Here is a 16415-nt window from a genome sequence, read left to right as displayed (position 1 = left end):
TCCCTTACTTGCTTTAGCGTCGATCCTCGTCACTTGGCCTTTACGGGGCTCCTCGTAACTTGTCTAGCTGCAGTCCTCGTAAGTTCTTCTATTCACATAGTAGCAGTTCCCGCCCGCCATTCTCACTTAGTCGGCACTTTCTCTCGCGTGGTCGACAAGCACTTTGGTGAGGAATGCGTCGACCTCTGGGGTGTCGCCTATTTGCAGGACGACCATTTCGGTGAGGGCGAGGACCAAGGCTGCTGTCGCGCCAGGTGTTTCGTCGTCCGCGGTTTCGTTGAGGACGTCGTCGATTGCGAGGCTGTCGCGGCGGATGAATCCGAGGGCGGCGCGGATAGCTCGGTGGCGATCCAGAGTTCGCACATTCGCGTAGACCGTCATGATGCTTGCTCCTGTAGGGGGTTGTTATGTCTGTTATTAGTGTCTTTGTCGGAGGGCAGCGTCGTAACACTCATAACGCTTCTAACAGGGGTGTAGAGGCCCCTCTTCGGGTTCGCGATCCTTCCGTTCTCGTAAGCTCGCCGCAGGTAGGTGGTAGCCGTGGGCGGGTCGAGGTGCAGCAGAGTCGCTACATCTTTCGCACGGGTCCCCTCGGGGTACTTGGAAACGAGCGCGATAACCTCGGCCATCCTGTCTCCGACGCCCTCCGTGTTCTTCGATGTCTGGGCCGCCGCAGCTGCTTCCGTCCTCGAACCACCGGACAAGATCCAGTTACCCGTGCCTGCGGTATCGAGTAGGTACTCCCCTTCCGCTGCGTCTCGGCTGGTGACCTGCAGGTTGGCCTGCTGCTCGTGCCTGGACCGCTTGAGGAGCAGGACGGTGTCCGCGGCGCCCGCGATGCCCTGCGTGCCACTGACAGCGTCGAGGAAGTCCGCGCCGTCCATCTTTCGGGTGTGGTGCACGACGATGACCGACGAGCCAGGGTTGCCGTCAGCGAGGCCCTTCAGGGCTCCGAGGACGCGATAGTCCCGGTCGTATTGCGTCTCCCCTCCGAACGCCGGCGGCATGGCCTTCCCGAGGGTGTCGAGGATGACGATCGGGTTCCGGCCGTCGTGCTGCTCCATGTACTCGCGGATGGTTTCGACCATGTCGCCCTTGGGTACGGAGGTGATGAAGGTGAGGTCCCGGGAGACGCTGGTGATACCGAGGGTGCGTAGTCTTCCCTGCAGCCTGCGTGGGCCGTCCTCGAGCGCCATGTACATCACCGGTGCCCGCTTGGTGGGGATACAGCCAAGGGCTAGGCCGCCGTTGCTGTTCGCTACGGCGAGTCCGAGGACCAGCCAGGACTTTCCGATCTTCGGGGCCGCTACGAGCATCGTGAGGCCTTCGGGGATGATCCCGTCGACTACGTAGTTGATCTCTGGGAACTCCTGCGCCATGAGCCACTCGGCATCGAACGCCGCCGATAGCTTGCTCGACCCAGGCTTGAGGGTCGAGGCCTCGGGTGCACGTGGCCGCGGTGGTGCCTGCCGTGGTTCCTTTTGTCCTGAGGTGAGCCCAGATGCCATGGTGGCCCGGATCTCTTGGTCTGAAAGCCCGGTGTCGTGCGCGGCCAAGCCGAGCTCTCCCTGCACGAGTTCGATGGGTAGTTCACCGCCGGCGACGAGCTGGCCGAGGCTGTACGCGGATACGTTGAGTTGGTGGTTTCTGGTGCCCTCCACCGCTTCGCGCATCGCCTGACATTCGAGCGCGAGTGCCCGCGCACCGTACTCGCTGGCTGAGTCTGTCGGACCGAAGGACAGGGACGGCGTGCTCTGCTCGGAGCGGGGAGTGCCGTCCTGGTTGTATGCGGCGCGGATAGTGTCTGCGAAGCCCATCAGCGCATCACCCGCTGACGCTGGTAGGCGTCCTCAAGGACGTTGAACAGAACGCCGGCCGTGAAGATGTCACACTCTGGAGAGATGAAGTAGAGCGTGGCCGCTTTCGGCTCTCGATCCCGCCGGCTACTCATGTGCACCTCGGAAGATGAGAGTCACGCGGTCGAATTGTTCGCGGGTCAGGGGCTGCCATTGTTGGGCAACGGATCGGGCGTGCGCCCGTAGATCAGCTGCGGAAGATGGTGTGCGCGTAGACTTCACCCGTACCTCCTGCATTGATGTAGCTGGTGCGTCGGACGGTGTGGGCCTGAGCTTTGGCGAGTTGAGGGCCCATACCGTCTTTGTTTGTGCTGATCCGTCGGTTACCCATTCAGTACCTCCGCGAGGTCGATTCGAATGATCCTCGGGCCAAGGCGATGTGCTTTGAGCTTCCCGCTTTCGATGTGGCGAAGCACCGTCTTGGTTGAGCAGCCGAAAAGGCTTGCATACTGCTTCGGCGAGACAAATTCGTGCTTTGTGGTCTCGGACACTGTTCCTCCTCTGTCTTCTAAAGTCGCTCTAATAGACCGACAGGACAAGCCTAAGCCCAAGTTTTCGGGCTCGGAGAGGGGCGCTTTGTTACCTGTTTCCTATGTGGAACTGATTCGCCGATAAGTGATGAAATTAGTTCCAGTAGTGAAACTTTCGTACGGGAATGGTGCGATATTTGTTATCGAACCGTTACCGTTACGATCGGCGGTAGACTCCTACTGTCTCAGGTCGAAACGTCCTCGTGCCACGCCCGGGCGCATGAATGACAACGTGGAAAAGCAGGTCGATGACGGCCCGCTTCCGCGACATCGTGAGCGATTCCCATGCTGCTTCGACATCCTCGGCGTTGACCAGCGGGCCTAGGGTGTCGACCCGCCCTGCGTCAGCCATGGCTGCCTCAACATCGCTGAGCTTTTGGCGCAGCCGTTCAGTGACAGTGCGCAGCTGAGACGCCGTGAGGTCTCCCTCAGCGAACTCGATAGCGACGGAGTTGAGGCGGTCGCGGAAGGTGACTGCCTGGGCCCTGAGCGCGTCCATATCTGGGCGGTCCTGCTGATGCAGTAGGAAGCGTGCGTCTTCCCTCGAGAGCAGTTCGACAGTCAGTAGGCCCACGTAGGCGTCTACAGGGTCAGCCATGCGTGAGAAATGGCCCATTGACCCGCTGCATCGGTAGGCCCTGATTCCCGGGCGTTTCGTACCTCCGGCATGAACGCGAGACCCGCACACCCCACACACGGCGATGCTGGATAGCAGGTAGGTGCCCGACTTGGGTGTCCTGCGCCGCTCTGGGTGGCCGAGGATACCGTCGACGGCTCGCCAGGTAGCTTCGTCCACGATCGACGGCCACACGGCCTCTGCAACGATCTCGCCGTTGTACGAACGCATGCCCATGTAGCGGGCGTTACGGAGTACGACGCGCACGGAGTAGGCCTGCCACGGCGATGGTTCGCCATAGTGGGCGGCAGAGTACTTCGCTTGGCCCGTGACGAACCCCGCCCGATTCCACGTCCTCGCGATCTCAGCCAAAGGCACGCCGGCGAGTACTGAGGCGTAGCCGGACCGGATGGCCTCGGCTTCATCTGGGCGAACGGTGACCCCGTCAGGCTCGTAGCCGAAGGGTCGACGGCCACCAACCCGCTTGCCTGCTTCCGCAGCCTGCCTCGATGCTCGCTTCTGGCGGTCCGACTTCATTTCGATCTCGAGGCGGGCGACACTGCCCAGTGAGTCGGCGACGAACCGCCCGGCCGCCGTTTCGAAGTCGAGTTCGGCGCCGTTGACGAGTGAGAGCCTGGCGCCCTGCTTCTGGCAGAGCTCGTACAAGCGGACTTCGTCCCGCCTGTTCCGCTGCAGCCGATCGAGGGACCAAGCGATTACAACCTGAGCTTCTCCGGACGCCAAGCTGGCCAGCATCGCCTCGAAGCCGGGACGCTTCCGCTTGCCGGCGGCTGAGATGTCGTTGTCTGTGTGTATGCCTACGACGTGCCACCCGCGGTCCTCGGCTCGCTTGAGGCAGTCCTCGCGTTGGCGGTCCACGCCGGCTTCCTGGCCGGTTCGGTCCTGAGAGATCCGTAGATACACAATGGCTTTCACATCTGCTAACTTAACATCCACGCCACCCGCAGCACACGATCCCAGCCACGCGCACTGACGAGGGCACGATCGAGCGCCCGGTCCAGGGGCGCCGTCACCCTGCGCGGAAGCGCGAGCTCGCCGCGCAGGATGCGGCCCTGCACCTCCGAGTTCGTCGCATAGCTCCATCGGCCCAACCGGGCGCGCTGGGCAGCTCGTGCCTCGGCCACCCGAGCCGCCACCACGGACGAGGCCTCGGACGGCGCCCCGTCCGCGTAGTCCGCGAGACTCACGCGTTGCACGACCACCTGGAGGTCGACCCGATCCAGGAGCGGTCCGGACAACCGGTTGAAGTACCGGCGTCGCTGCTGCGCCGTACACAGGCAGTCGATTCCCTTCCCGTTCGCGAGTCCGCACGGACAGGGGTTCAGGGCGAGCACCAATTGGAATCGGGCGGGGTAGGAGGCAGTGCCGGAGGCGCGATGAAGGACGAGGCGACCGCTCTCGAGCGGCTCCCTGAGCGCTTCGAGCACGCGGCGCTCGTACTCCGGCGCCTCATCGAGGAAGAGGATGCCGCGGTGGGCTCTGGACGCCGCGCCCGGCCTGGGGATGCCGCTCCCGCCACCGATGATCGACGCCGGTGTCGCCGTGTGGTGCGGGCTCTCGAAGGGCGGCTTCCGGACCAGCTCCGCACAGTGCCGCTCACCGCTCAGGCTGTGGATGGCTGTCACCTCCATCGCGTGGTCGTCCTCCAGATCGGGCAGGATGCCCGGCAACCTCTCGGCGAGCATCGTCTTGCCCGCGCCCGGAGGACCCACCATCAGGAGGTGATGGGCTCCCGCCGCGGCGATCTCCAGAGCGAACCGGGCCTCCACCTGTCCGGCGATGTCGGACAGGTCTTTCAGGAGGCCGGGCTGCGCGGTGGGGACAGCGACCGGGTCCCGTGGCGCTGCTTCGGCGGGGTCCTCGCCCTCGACGTCCGCGCCGAAGCCCGCGGCCACTGATCTGAGGGTGTGGAAGGACCTGACCTCCGCCGACGGGACGAGAGCCGCCTCTGCCTCGTTCTCCGCCGCCACCACGATGCTGCGGTAGCCGGCGTCCACGGCGGCCATCACCGCAGGCAGCATCCCGCGCACGGGACGAAGCTGTCCATCGAGTCCCAGTTCCGCGATGAAGACCGTCGTGCCGCAACCTCGCACATCTCCTGCCGCAGCGAGTGCAGCCATGACGATCGCCAGGTCGAAGGACGATCCCCGCTTCGGCAGGGACGCCGGGATGAGGTTGACGGTGATCTTGCGCCTGCTGAGGGGGACACCGGCGTTGCGGGCTGCCGCACGGATGCGATCCTTCGCCTCGTTCAGGGACGCATCGGGAAGTCCGAGGAGCACGAACGCCGGAAGAGTCTGCCCGATGTCCGCCTCGACCTCGACGATGTGCCCGTTCATCCCGACCAGGGACACTGCGTAGGTCCGACCGAGCACGGTCAGATCACCGCCCGGACATGCTCGATGCGCGGGTCACCGCTGCCGTCGTCGAGAACGCCCACCGCATCGATGCGGAAGCCACTGAAGCGCTGGTTGTGCGCCCGGGCCCACTGGGACGCGAGGACATACAGCCGCTCGAGCTTGCTCGCCGTGATCGACTCGAGCGGTTGCCCGAAATCGTCCGAGCTGCGCGTCTTGACCTCGACGATCACGAGCGTGGACCCGTCCACGGCCACGAGATCGATCTCGCCGACCGGACAACGCCAGTTCCGGTCCACGATCCGCAGTCCTGCGCGTTCCAGATATTGCGCCGCCGTCGCTTCTCCGCGGCGGCCCAACTGATCCTTCGCCACCATGGCGATCACCTCCTTCCCCAGCTTCGGGGCAGCGGGAGGACGACAGCCGGGCGGGATGCCCTATGTGGACAACGGAGGAATCACGACGTGCCCGATCTGCGGACGTCGAGGAAACCGGTGTCCACGGGGACGCCATCCCGGCAGCGGGAAGTACTGGCCCCCGCATCGCTGCCTCTCGTACGGTGGAAGGCCAGCGGCATCCATGGATGCCGACACACGAGAGCCGAGGAGGCGTCGATGTCGGAGTTCAGCGGCAGTGAGGCAGACCGGCAGGACCAGGTGACACCGGCGCTCCCGGACGCCCCGACCGCGTCCGGCACCATCGCGGACGCCGGAACCGGCGGATCGGAGGCAGACCGGCAGGACCAGGGAACACCGGCGCATCCGGACGACGCCACGGCCGGAGGTGGCATCGACGGCGGCGGGACGGGTGGATCGGAGGCGGACCGTCTGGAGTGGGCCGCATCCGTCCCGGACGACGGCGAGGACACCTTCTCCCGCAGCGCCGAGGAGGATGGACTCACCCCCTGAGTAACTCATCCCCTGAGCCGGACGCCGTACCGGGTCGCCGACCCGGTGGACGAGCCGCGGGGGAATCAGGGCGAAGGCGCCAGGCGACGGAGATCGCGGTCCCGACATCAACCACTCGACACCGGACCCCCAGACGGCAGGAGGGGAGGGCAGGAAGGAACGCCGGGGAACGGGTCAGTTGCCGAGCGTCCCGTCCTTGGGGAGCGCGATGTCGTCCGACTTCGTCAGCTCCTCGACGTTGACGTCCTTGAAGGTGATGACGCGGACGTTCTTCACGAAGCGGGCGGAACGGTACACGTCCCACACCCACGCGTCCTGCAGCGCGAGGTCGAAGTAGACCTCGCCGTCTGCCGACCGCGCCTGGAGGTCCACGTTGTTCGCCAGGTAGAACCGGCGCTCCGTCTCCACCACGTAGCTGAAGAGCCCCACGACGTCCCGGTACTCGCGGTAGAGCTGGAGCTCCATGTCGGTTTCGTAGTTCTCAAGATCCTCGGCACTCATCGGACCATCATCCCCCACTCTCCGTGGTCGACGCGCCAACGCGCTCCAGGTTGCCCAGCCGCCAGGTCCTGCGGTGGAACCCGGTGGGCCCGACGGCGTCGATCGCTGCCCGGTGGGCCTCTGTGGCGTAGCCCTTGTTGACGTCCCAGCCGAAGGCAGCATGATCGCCGGACAGCGTCACCATGTACGCGTCCCGCTCGACCTTCGCCAGGACACTGGCCGCCGCAACGCTGAGGCAGGTCAGGTCGGCCTTGATCCTCGTGTGCACGGGGGCAGTGCATCCCGGGGCCTCCACGGGAGGGGCGCCCTCGTCCGTCAGGAACAGGGGTTCCTGCTGCCGCGCGGACAGCCAGTCGTGGTTGCCGTCGAGTACGACGACGTCGGGAGACACGGTCCGGAGCACCCCGTCCCACGCACGGCTACCCGCGGTGCGCAACGCGCTCATCAACCCGAGGGCGTCGATCTCGGCAGCGGAGGCGTGACCGACGGCGGAAGCGACCGCCCAGCGCCGGATTCGTGGCACGAGCGCCTCGCGCTCGGCGGCAGCGAGCAGCTTGCTGTCCCGGACGCCCCTCAGGCCGGCGACGGAGTGCAGGTCCACGACGACGATGCCGACGGACACCGGCCCGGCCAACGCTCCCCTGCCCACCTCGTCGCAGCCGGCGACGAAGCGGTGCCCCTGCTCACCGAAGGTCCGTTCGAAGGTCAGGTTCGGGGCCGCGGTGCGCTTCCTGCGCGCTGCGGTCATGGTCCCGAGGGCGTGGGTGCTGCGGGAGTGGGCCGGGCCGCGACTTCCGGCTCGGGGATGCCGTCGAAGACCTCGGGATGGCTGCCGAGGAAGCCGATCCTGTTGAGTGGCCACGCGATGACCGCGGCCTTGCCCTCGATCTCGTCCACGCTCACGAAGCCCTCGCCCGGCTTGTCACGGTTCGCCCGCGAATCGGCCGAGGCGTTGCGGTGGTCCCCCATGACCCAGACCTTGCCCTCGGGCACGACGACGTCGAACGGCACGTCCGACGGGTTGGCTCCCGGGAAGAGGTAGGGCTCGTCGAGCGGCTCGCCGTTGACGGTGATACGGCCCTGGGCATCGCAGCAGATGACGTGATCGCCGGCGAGGCCGATGACGCGCTTGACGAGGTGCTGCTGGGACTCGTCCGGGGCGAGCCCGATGAAGATCAGGGCCTCCTTGAACCAGCTCACCTGCGTCTGGGTCTGCGGGGGCAGCCATCCCTCGGCATCACGGAAGACGACGATGTCCCCGCGCTGGAGGTCGAACGGCTGCGGGACGAGCTGGTTGACGAAGATGCGGTCGTCGATCTCCAGGGTCTCCTCCATGGAGCCCGACGGGATGAAGAACGCACGGAAGAGGAAGGTCTTGATGAGGAAGGACAGCACCAGGGCGATGACGACGATCGTCGCGATCTCCTTCAGCCAGGCACCGACACCGCGATCGGCCTCCTTCTTCGCCCGTGGGCGCCCGGCGCCGTCCTCGGACGTCTGCGGTGCGTCCGGGTCGAAGGGGTGTGCTGCGGGTGCCTCGGCCCCCGAAGCCGACTTCCTGCGGAAGCTCCGTGCCATGTGCTGATGTCCTTCGTGGTCGTGATTTCGGCGGCTGCGCGCCCGGATGCGTTACTGCCTGGGCGGCGTCAGCGCCGCGGTGCTGCCCACCTCAGCCGACGTGGCGCTCGATCGGCGCGAACCGGTCGAGTGGCCAGACTAGCTGAAAGGCCCTGCCGATGATCCGATCCTCGGAGACGAGGCCACCACCGGGCGCGCCGAGCAGGGACCTCGAGTCCATGGACGCGGAGCGGTGGTCGCCGAGGAGCCAGACGCGCCCCTCGGGGACGACGACGTCGAACGGCTGCTCACTCGCCGCATCCCCCGGATAGACGTACGGCTCGTCGATCCCGTTCCCGTCCACGCTGATCCGGCCGTCGGCCGCGCAGCAGACCACGTGGTCCCCCGCGACCCCGACGATCCGCTTCACGTACACGGTGTCGCTGCCCGAGAGTCCCAGCCACTGGCCGGCACCCGCCACGATCCGTTCCGGGAGGGATCGCGGGTCCGTGATCGGGTCGAAGGATCCCCGGCCGTCGAAGACGACGACGTCGCCCCGGCGGAGTTCCCCGCGCGTGTCGTGGAGCTTGCCGACGAGGACGCGGTCCCCCTCGGTGAGCAGCGGTTCCATCGAGGCCGACGGGATGAAGTAGACGTCGATCAGGAAGGCGCGGACCAGTCCGGTGATCAGGGCGGCGGCGACGACGGCGGAGAACACGAAACGCCAGCCCACACGATGGGGCCGGCGTTCCGGGTGCTCTCCGACCGGGGGTCGGGAAGCAGGGTCTTCATGCACTGTCAGGGAGTTACTTGACCGTCTTCGGGTCGCGCTTCTCCTTGATCTTGGCTGCCTTGCCGCGCAGCTCGCGCATGTAGTAGAGCTTGGCGCGGCGGACGTCGCCCTTGGACACGACCTCGATCTTGTCGAGGACGGGGCTGTGGACGGGGAACGTACGCTCCACGCCGACGCCGAAGCTCACCTTGCGGACCGTGAAGGTCTCGCGGATGCCGTCACCCTGGCGGCCGAGGACGAAGCCCTTGAAGATCTGAACACGGGTGTTCTTGCCTTCGATGATGTTGACGTGGACGTTGACGGTGTCACCGGCGCGGAAGTCGGGGACGTTGTCGCGGAAGGATCCGGCGTCGACGGAATCGAGAATGTGCATTGTCGTACTCCTGGTGAACGCCACAGGTCACTCACGTGGGTCACGGCGGTCAAGGACGGGACGGGGTCCGGGCAATGCCGCCGAAGAGGTTGTCCCGGCCGATCCGATGCTTCGGTGGCCGGTGTGCGACTGTTGGCCGGACGCCCCCTGTGGCAGGGTCCGGCCCAGTGGACACGAATCACCATTCTTCCACAGGCCGCCCGCCAACCACTAATGCGGAGGGCGCATGAGACGGCCTCCGACGACGTCGAACCCCGCCTCCCGCAGTGCCTTCAGGTCCGCTGCCGGCAGCGACGTCGCGTCGATGTCCCCGAGGAGGTCCGGTCGCCTGTCGGCGGTCCGCCGGAACTGCTCCATCCGGCGCCACCGCGCGATCCTCGCGTGGTTCCCGCTGAGCAGCACCTCGGGGATGTCCCGGCCCCGCCACGACGACGGCTTCGTGTAGACGGGGTACTCGAGCAGTCCGTCGGCATGGGACTCCTCGACGAGGGACTCGGGGTTGCCGACCACACCCGGGATGAGCCGACCGACGGCCTCGACCATCGCGAGGACGGCGACCTCGCCGCCGTTGAGCACGTAGTCGCCGAGGGAGACCGGACGGACGTCGAAGCCGTCGCGGGCCCAGTCGATCGCTCGCTCGTCGATGCCCTCGTACCGGCCGCAGGCGAAGACGAGGTGTTCGAGGCCCGCGAGTTCGTGCGCCATGGCCTGGTCGAAGACGGCCCCGGCGGGCGACGGGACGATCAGGGTGGGCCTGTGCTGCGACGCCGGTGCCGCCGCCAGCACGGACTCCAGCGCCTGCGCCCAGGGCTCTGCCTTCATCACCATGCCGGCGCCCCCGCCGTAGGGCGTGTCATCGACCGTCCGGTGCCGGTCGGTCGTGAAGGTGCGCAGGTCATGGACGCGAACGTCGAGGACGCCGTCCTGCCGGGCCTTGCCGATCAGCGAGAGATCGAGTGCGGCCAGGTACTCCGGGAAGATGGAGACGACGTCGATGCGCACTAGTCGCGTGCCTCGCCGGTGTCGCTGGCCGTCACACCGTCCGCGACGTCGTCGCCGTCGTCGGGCGCCTGGTTCGACCCCGGCGTGTTCAGGTCGAAGAGACCGGCCGGCGGCACGATGACGATGAAGCCGTGCTCGGTGTTCACCTCGGGGACGATGTCGCCGACGAACGGCACGAACGCCTCGTGACCGTCGGCGAGCTCGACGACGAGGAGGTCCTGGACCGCCAGGGTGCGCAGGGCGGTCACCTTCCCCACCGAGACACCGTCCACCCGGGCGTCGAGCCCGACGAGTTCGTGCTCGTACCAGGCGTCGTCGTCCTCGTCCCCGGCGCCGGTGGTGTCGATGAACAGCTGGGCGCCGCGCAGGGTCTCGGCCTGGTTCCGGTCGGCCACCTGCTCGAAGGCGACGATCAGGATGTCCTTGTTCCAGCGCGCCTTCGCCACGGTCAGTTCGGCGACGGCGGCACCCTCGACCCGGAAGGTCTCACCGGCATCGAACCGGTCCTCGGGGGCATCGGTGAAGAGCTGGACCGTGACCTCGCCCCTGATGCCGTGCGGCTTCCCGATCCTCGCGACGAGTACGTCCATGGTGGTGCTCCTGCTCTCGTGCCGGTAGCGGCGTGAAAAGGGTGTGACATGCGACCGGCCCCACCACCATGTCCTGGTGGTGGGGCCGGTCGTGACGCTGTGAAGCTCCGGGTCAGCCCCGGCGGCGGTCCGTGTCGACGACGTCGACGCGGACCGGCTCGCCGTCGGCAAGCGCTGCGACCACCGTGCGCAGGGCGCGGGCGGTGCGGCCCTGACGGCCGATCACGCGGCCCAGGTCCTCCTGGTGCACGCGGACCTCCAGGGTCTCGCCGCGACGGTTGTTCTTCGCGGAGACCCTGACGTCGTCAGGGTTGTCGACGATGCCGCGGACGAGGTGCTCCAGAGCGTCGGCCAGCAACTTACTCTGCCTCGGTCGCTTCCGCGGCGGCGTCGTCGTTCTTCTTCGCCTTCGGCGTGATGGCCTCGGGGACGATCACGGAGCCCTTCTCGGGAGCGACGAAGGTCTCCTTCGGTGCCTTGGTCCGCAGGGTGCCTTCCTGGCCCTTGAGTCCCTTGAACTTCTGCCAGTCACCCGTGATCTTGAGGAGCACGGAGACCTGCTCGGTCGGCTGCGCGCCGACGCCGAGCCAGTACTGCGCACGCTCGGAGTTGATCTCGATGAACGAGGGCTCCTCGGTGGGGTTGTACTTGCCGATCTCTTCGAGGGCACGGCCATCACGCTTGGAGCGTGCATCCATGACGACGACACGGTAGAACGGTGCGCGGATCTTGCCCATGCGCTTGAGGCGAATCTTTACGGCCACTTGTGTGGTCACTCCTTGTTAACGAAAAGGGGCGAACCCGTCATCCTGCTCCCGTGGGGCGGGCCATTCATGGGGGTTCAGAGGACACAATGCGCACAGAGAGAGGGGCTGCACGGATCGAGTACGGCTCCATTGTGCCAGATGCGCCGTGCTTTAGGCGATTCCGGCAGGGTCGGCGCCGACGGCCACGCGCAGCTGGTTCCGCCAGGGATCCTCGAAGCGCAACTCCTCCCCCGTGTGCCGGCTCGTGATGCCCGCGTGCACGAGGCGGTCGGCCAGCGCCGAGACCTCGTCGGCGCCGGGGACGCGGATGAGCACCTCGCCCAGTCCGAGCGTGTCCCGGCGGGGACCTGCGCCCCTGCTGTTCCAGACGTTCATGGCCATGTGGTGGTGGTAGCCGCCCGCGGAGACGAACAGCGCCTGGTCGTGCCACCCTGCGGTCCGCTCGAAGCCGAGCACGTCGACGTAGAAGTGCTCGGCCGTCGCGACGTCCCCCACCTGCAGGTGAACATGCCCGACGGCGGTATTCCTCGATGCGGCCTCCGACACGGCGTCCTCGGTCAGGTGCTGCTCGAGATAGGCGCGGGGTGCGAGCGGAAGGCTGTCCATGACCACCGTCCGGTGCCCGGTCCCGTCCTGCGTCCAGGCCCAGGCCTCCCGCGGGCGGTCGACGTAGAGTTCGATCCCGTTGCCCTCCGGATCGGTGAAGTAGAAGGCCTCGCTGACGAGGTGGTCCGCGCTGCCCACGTAGGAGCTCTGCGGATGCCGTGCCGCCGACCCGACCGCGGCGGCGAGGTCCGCGCGGTCGTCGAAGAGGAGCGCGGTGTGGAAGAGCCCCGCCTGCCCGGGCGGCGGGAGGCGCAGGTGTCCCGCGTGTTCGAGCCGCAGGACGGCCCGTCCCGCCCGACCGAGGACGACGGCGTCGATACCGTCCTCGATCACGGCGAGCCCGAGGGCCACCCTGTAGTAGGCGGACATCGCGGCGAGGTCGCCGACCCTGAGGGTCAGCGTGCCCATGGTGGTGTCGGTGGGTAGCAGGTCCGGCATCGGTTACTCCTTCATCTGGCTGTACCCCCTACAGCTACTTGAAGCTTTAACTTATTCCCGGGGACCCCGGTCGACCACGCGGCCGCGCAACACCACCGCGCGGAGCGCTGCCAGCGTCCCGACATCGACCCGCGGATCAGCGGCACAGATCACGGCGTCGGCGGCGGCACCCTCCTCGATCCCGGGGAAGCCCAGCCACGTCCGGGCCGACCAGCAGGCGGCATCGAGCGCGGCCACGGGTCCGAGGCCCGCGGCGGCAAGGGCCGCGACCTCGTCCGGCAGGCGTCCGTGGGCGATGACGCTTCCCGCGTCCGTCCCCGCGAAGACCGGGACCCCGGCGTCGAAGGCCCGCCGCACCATCGCGTGACGACCACCCCACAGGGTGCGCATGTGCGCGGCGTAGTCGGGGTACTTGGCGGCGGCCCCGTCGGCGATCGCCGGGAAGGTGTCGATGTTGATCAGGGTGGGCACGATCGCGACCCGCTGCTCGACGAAGCGGGGCACGTGCCGGGGCAGCATGCCGGTCGCGTGCTCGATGCAGTCGATCCCCGCATCCAGCATGGCGTCGAGGGTCTCCGCCGCGAAGCAGTGGGCCGTGACCCGCGCACCCTCGGCGTGGGCGGCGTCGACGGCCTCGCGGATCGCCCGCGGCGGGAAGGCGGGGGCGAGATCACCCAGGCCGCGGTCGATCCAGTCCCCCACGATCTTGACCCAGCCGTCCCCGCGCCGGGCCTGCTCCGCCACCGCGGCAGCCAGATGCTCCGGCTCCACCTCGACGGCGTAGTCGCGGAAGTAGCGCCGCGTCCGCGCCACGTGCCGGCCTGCGCGGACCAGGCGCGGCAGGTCCTCGCGCTGCTGGATCCACCGGGTGTCGTTCACCACGCCCGCGTCACGGATCAGCAGCGTCCCCGCATCGCGGTCCGCCAGGGCCTGGCGTTCGGCGACGTCGTCGGGCACCAGGCCGCGACCGTCGAGGCCCACGTGGCAGTGCGCGTCGACGAGACCGGGCAGCACCCACCCCTCGAGCACGCGCGCCGGCCGGCCGGAAGGACGTGCGAAGGTGAATCGGCCGTCCCGGACGTAGACGTCGCGGACCATCCGGGTGGGTGAGAGCAGCACGGTCCCGGTGAGGTGGAGGTAGCCGCCGTCGTCCGGGCTCATGCCGCCGTGTCCCGCCCCGTCCGCAGGAAGGACCGGACGAGCGCGGCTCCCTCCTCGGAATCGTGGGGGCGGTGACCGCCCGGTGCCTGGCGGTGGATCGCTCCGGTCCCGGCGAGATAGTCCGCGACCTCCTCGTAGAGCGGTTCCCAGCCGCCGGTGAGGACGGACGTCGGAACACCCGGCACGATCGACAGCGGCGCCTCCCACGGCGGGCTCTGCAGCCGCAGGCGCGCCGCGCCCCGCCTTCCCTCGGCGGTGTCGGCCGTTCCCGCCTCGGCCGAGAAGGTTCGGCGGACGAGGCTCCTGCTGAATTCCTCGTCCGACACGGCGTGCCGGGCGGCGAACAGGGGCGCCATCAGGGCGATGTGGGCGGACGTGGCCGGGAGATCAGCGGTCAGCGAGAAGCAGGCGGGTTCCACGAGCGTCAGCGTCCGGACGAGGTCGGGCCGCTCGACCGCCAGCATCATCGCGGCCACGGCGCCCTGCGCGTGCGCGACGACGTGTCCGCCCGCGCCGAGGGCTTCCGCGATGATCGCCTGGTCACGGGCATGGTCGGTCGGCAGCGGCTCCTCCGTCGCGGAGAAGCCGTGCCGCCGGACGTACAGGCAGTCGAAGTCCAGCGACAGACCGTGCTGCCGGGGCCACGCCGCGGCGCCGAAGGGCCCGGCGCCGTGCACGAACACCACGCGCTCACCGCCCGTCACGCCGCGACCCCACCGCTCGGGCACCGGCCGGCCAGCACTGCAGCGGCTACTTCCCGAGGAACTTCTCGAAGCCCTTCGGGAGATTCATCGCCGACGGGTCGAAGTCCGGCTGGCCGCCTCCGAAGGCCGCCCCGGTCGGCGCAGCGGCGCGCGCGGCGGCCCGTCGCTGCTCCGCCTCCTGCGCCTCGAGCGCAGCCTTGGCCGGGTTGCCCGAGCGGGGCTTCTTCTTCCCCTTGGCAGCCGCGGCCTTGGTCTTCCGCGGGCCACCGAATCCGCCCGGGCCCGCCATGCCCGGCATCCCCGGGATACCGCCGCCGGAGGCCATCTTCTTCATCATCTTCTGGGCCTGCGTGAACCGTTCGAGCAGGCCGTTGACCTCGGACACGTGCACGCCGGAGCCGCGGGCGATCCTCGCGCGGCGCGAGCCGTTGATGATCTTCGGGGCCACACGCTCGTGCGGGGTCATCGAACGGACGATCGCCTCGACGCGGTCGATCTCGCGCTCGTCGAAGTTCTCCAGCTGCTCGCGCATGTTCGCCGCACCGGGCATCATCATGAGCATCTTCTTCATGGAGCCCATGTTGCGGATCTGCTGCATCTGGGCGAGGAAGTCGTCGAGCGTGAAGTCCTCCTGGTCGGAGAACTTCTTCGCCATCCGGGCGGCTTCGTCCTTGTCCCAGGACCGCTCCGCCTGCTCGATGAGCGTGAGGATGTCGCCCATGTCGAGGATGCGCGAAGCCATGCGGTCCGGGTGGAACAGCTCGAAGTCGTCGAGGCCCTCGCCCGTCGAGGCGAACATGACCGGCTTGCCGGTGACCGAGGCGACGGAGAGCGCGGCACCACCGCGGGCGTCGCCGTCGAGCTTGGTCAGGACCACACCGGTGAAGTCCACGCCCTCGTTGAAGGCGAGCGCCGTGTTGACCGCGTCCTGGCCGATCATCGCGTCGATGACGAAGAGGACCTCGTCCGGCGTGATGGCCTCACGGATGTCCGCAGCCTGCTGCATCAGCTCGGCATCGACGCCGAGGCGGCCCGCGGTGTCCACGATCACGACGTCGTGCAGGCGGGCGCGCGCCTCGGCGATGCCCTGGCGTGCGACGGCGACGGGATCGCCCGTGGCGGACTCGAACTCGGAGCTGACGCCGGGATGCGGTGCGTACACCGGGACACCGGCGCGCTCACCGTTGACCTGGAGCTGCCGGACCGCATTGGGCCGCTGGAGGTCGCACGCCACGAGGAGGGGGCTGTGCCCCTGGCCCTTGAGCCACTTCGAGAGCTTGCCGGCGAGGGTCGTCTTACCCGCACCCTGCAGCCCCGCGAGCATGATGACCGTCGGCGGGTTCTTCGCGAGACGGATGCGGCGCGTCTCGCCGCCGAGGATCCCCACGAGCTCCTCGTTGACGATCTTGACGATCTGCTGGCCGGGATTGAGTGCCTGCGAGACCTCGAGCCCGAGGGCGCGTTCCTTGATGGCGGACGTGAACGCCCGGACCACCGGGACGGCGACGTCGGCGTCCAGCAGGGCCCGCCTGATCTCACGCACCGTCGCGTCGATGTCCGCCTCGGTGAGGCGGCCCTTGCCGCGCAGGTTCTTGAAGGTCGCAGTCAGCCGGTCGGAGAGTGAATTGAACACGT

20 protein-coding genes are annotated in these 16415 nt (G+C 67.9%); 1 reads left to right on the top strand and 19 read right to left on the bottom strand.

Annotation, left to right across the window (positions count from 1 at the left end; genetic code table 11):
• Window positions 1-126 precede the first annotated feature (126 nt).
• The 6 genes from ACTIMO_RS09860 to ACTIMO_RS09835 all read right to left on the bottom strand — a co-directional run bounded on the left by ACTIMO_RS09860 (window position 127) and on the right by ACTIMO_RS09835 (window position 5766).
• Window positions 127-381 carry a hypothetical protein gene (locus ACTIMO_RS09860; protein ID WP_448182305.1) on the bottom strand — a complete coding sequence of 85 codons (255 nt, stop codon included), beginning with the start codon at window positions 379-381 and terminating at the stop codon, window positions 127-129.
• Window positions 378-1817: an AAA family ATPase gene (locus ACTIMO_RS09855; RefSeq protein WP_448182304.1), complete on the bottom strand. Its 1440-nt coding sequence runs from the start codon at window positions 1815-1817 to the stop codon at window positions 378-380. Before ACTIMO_RS09855 ends, ACTIMO_RS09860 begins: the two co-directional genes overlap by 4 nt.
• A 362-nt stretch (window positions 1818-2179) precedes the next feature.
• Complete coding sequence (locus ACTIMO_RS09850; RefSeq protein WP_448182303.1) at window positions 2180-2347, bottom strand: helix-turn-helix transcriptional regulator; 168 nt, start codon at window positions 2345-2347, stop codon at window positions 2180-2182.
• A gap of 196 nt (window positions 2348-2543) precedes the next feature.
• On the bottom strand, window positions 2544-3938 hold the full coding sequence (locus tag ACTIMO_RS09845; protein ID WP_448182302.1) for a recombinase family protein: 1395 nt from the start codon (window positions 3936-3938) through the stop codon (window positions 2544-2546).
• A gap of 5 nt (window positions 3939-3943) precedes the next feature.
• Window positions 3944-5398, bottom strand: a complete 1455-nt coding sequence (locus ACTIMO_RS09840) for a YifB family Mg chelatase-like AAA ATPase (protein ID WP_448182301.1) — start codon at window positions 5396-5398, stop codon at window positions 3944-3946.
• Between the two features lie 2 nt (window positions 5399-5400).
• The gene (locus ACTIMO_RS09835; RefSeq protein ID WP_200914855.1) at window positions 5401-5766 is read right to left on the bottom strand and encodes a YraN family protein; all 366 of its coding nucleotides are present in this window, start codon (window positions 5764-5766) and stop codon (window positions 5401-5403) included.
• A gap of 228 nt (window positions 5767-5994) precedes the next feature.
• Between ACTIMO_RS09835 and ACTIMO_RS09830 the strand changes: the two genes are divergently transcribed.
• A complete protein-coding gene (locus tag ACTIMO_RS09830) occupies window positions 5995-6288 on the top strand; it encodes a hypothetical protein (RefSeq protein ID WP_448182300.1) in 294 nt (97 codons plus the stop codon).
• 174 nt (window positions 6289-6462) lie between these two features.
• Here ACTIMO_RS09830 and ACTIMO_RS09825 read toward each other — a convergent pair whose 3' ends face one another.
• The 13 genes from ACTIMO_RS09825 to ffh all read right to left on the bottom strand — a co-directional run bounded on the left by ACTIMO_RS09825 (window position 6463) and on the right by ffh (window position 16413).
• Window positions 6463-6789: a DUF2469 domain-containing protein gene (locus ACTIMO_RS09825; protein ID WP_448182299.1), complete on the bottom strand. Its 327-nt coding sequence runs from the start codon at window positions 6787-6789 to the stop codon at window positions 6463-6465.
• 7 nt (window positions 6790-6796) lie between these two features.
• Window positions 6797-7537, bottom strand: coding sequence for a ribonuclease HII (locus ACTIMO_RS09820; protein WP_448182298.1), 741 nt, complete (start codon window positions 7535-7537; stop codon window positions 6797-6799).
• Window positions 7534-8367 (bottom strand): signal peptidase I, encoded by an 834-nt coding sequence (gene lepB, locus ACTIMO_RS09815; RefSeq protein ID WP_448182297.1) that lies wholly within the window; start codon window positions 8365-8367, stop codon window positions 7534-7536. The genes ACTIMO_RS09820 and lepB (ACTIMO_RS09815) overlap by 4 nt, the downstream gene beginning before the upstream one ends.
• 91 nt (window positions 8368-8458) lie before the next feature.
• The gene (lepB, locus tag ACTIMO_RS09810) at window positions 8459-9079 is read right to left on the bottom strand and encodes a signal peptidase I (protein ID WP_448182296.1); all 621 of its coding nucleotides are present in this window, start codon (window positions 9077-9079) and stop codon (window positions 8459-8461) included.
• Between the two features lie 73 nt (window positions 9080-9152).
• Entirely contained in the window at window positions 9153-9512 is a 360-nt protein-coding gene (gene rplS, locus ACTIMO_RS09805; RefSeq protein WP_055773319.1) for a 50S ribosomal protein L19, read from the bottom strand.
• Window positions 9513-9722: 210 nt separating this feature from the next.
• On the bottom strand, window positions 9723-10514 hold the full coding sequence (trmD, locus tag ACTIMO_RS09800) for a tRNA (guanosine(37)-N1)-methyltransferase TrmD (protein ID WP_448182295.1): 792 nt from the start codon (window positions 10512-10514) through the stop codon (window positions 9723-9725).
• The gene (rimM, locus tag ACTIMO_RS09795) at window positions 10514-11104 is read right to left on the bottom strand and encodes a ribosome maturation factor RimM (RefSeq protein ID WP_055773316.1); all 591 of its coding nucleotides are present in this window, start codon (window positions 11102-11104) and stop codon (window positions 10514-10516) included. Before rimM ends, trmD begins: the two co-directional genes overlap by 1 nt.
• Before the next feature lie 112 nt (window positions 11105-11216).
• Entirely contained in the window at window positions 11217-11462 is a 246-nt protein-coding gene (locus tag ACTIMO_RS09790) for an RNA-binding protein (protein ID WP_055773313.1), read from the bottom strand.
• 1 nt (window position 11463) lies between these two features.
• Window positions 11464-11868: a 30S ribosomal protein S16 gene (rpsP, locus tag ACTIMO_RS09785; protein WP_055773311.1), complete on the bottom strand. Its 405-nt coding sequence runs from the start codon at window positions 11866-11868 to the stop codon at window positions 11464-11466.
• Window positions 11869-12021: 153 nt separating this feature from the next.
• The gene (locus tag ACTIMO_RS09780; RefSeq protein ID WP_448182294.1) at window positions 12022-12915 is read right to left on the bottom strand and encodes a VOC family protein; all 894 of its coding nucleotides are present in this window, start codon (window positions 12913-12915) and stop codon (window positions 12022-12024) included.
• Window positions 12916-12966: 51 nt separating this feature from the next.
• Window positions 12967-14076, bottom strand: coding sequence for an amidohydrolase family protein (locus tag ACTIMO_RS09775; protein WP_448182293.1), 1110 nt, complete (start codon window positions 14074-14076; stop codon window positions 12967-12969).
• On the bottom strand, window positions 14073-14780 hold the full coding sequence (locus ACTIMO_RS09770; protein WP_448182292.1) for an alpha/beta fold hydrolase: 708 nt from the start codon (window positions 14778-14780) through the stop codon (window positions 14073-14075). Before ACTIMO_RS09770 ends, ACTIMO_RS09775 begins: the two co-directional genes overlap by 4 nt.
• Window positions 14781-14826: 46 nt before the next feature.
• A complete protein-coding gene (gene ffh / locus ACTIMO_RS09765; RefSeq protein ID WP_448182291.1) occupies window positions 14827-16413 on the bottom strand; it encodes a signal recognition particle protein in 1587 nt (528 codons plus the stop codon).
• Between the last annotated feature and the right edge of the window lie 2 nt (window positions 16414-16415).

The sequence above is a fragment of the Arthrobacter sp. CP30 genome (assembly GCF_053470025.1).
The sequence above is the reverse complement of the archived record's forward strand: the minus strand, read 5'-3'. Positions and strand labels throughout refer to the sequence as shown.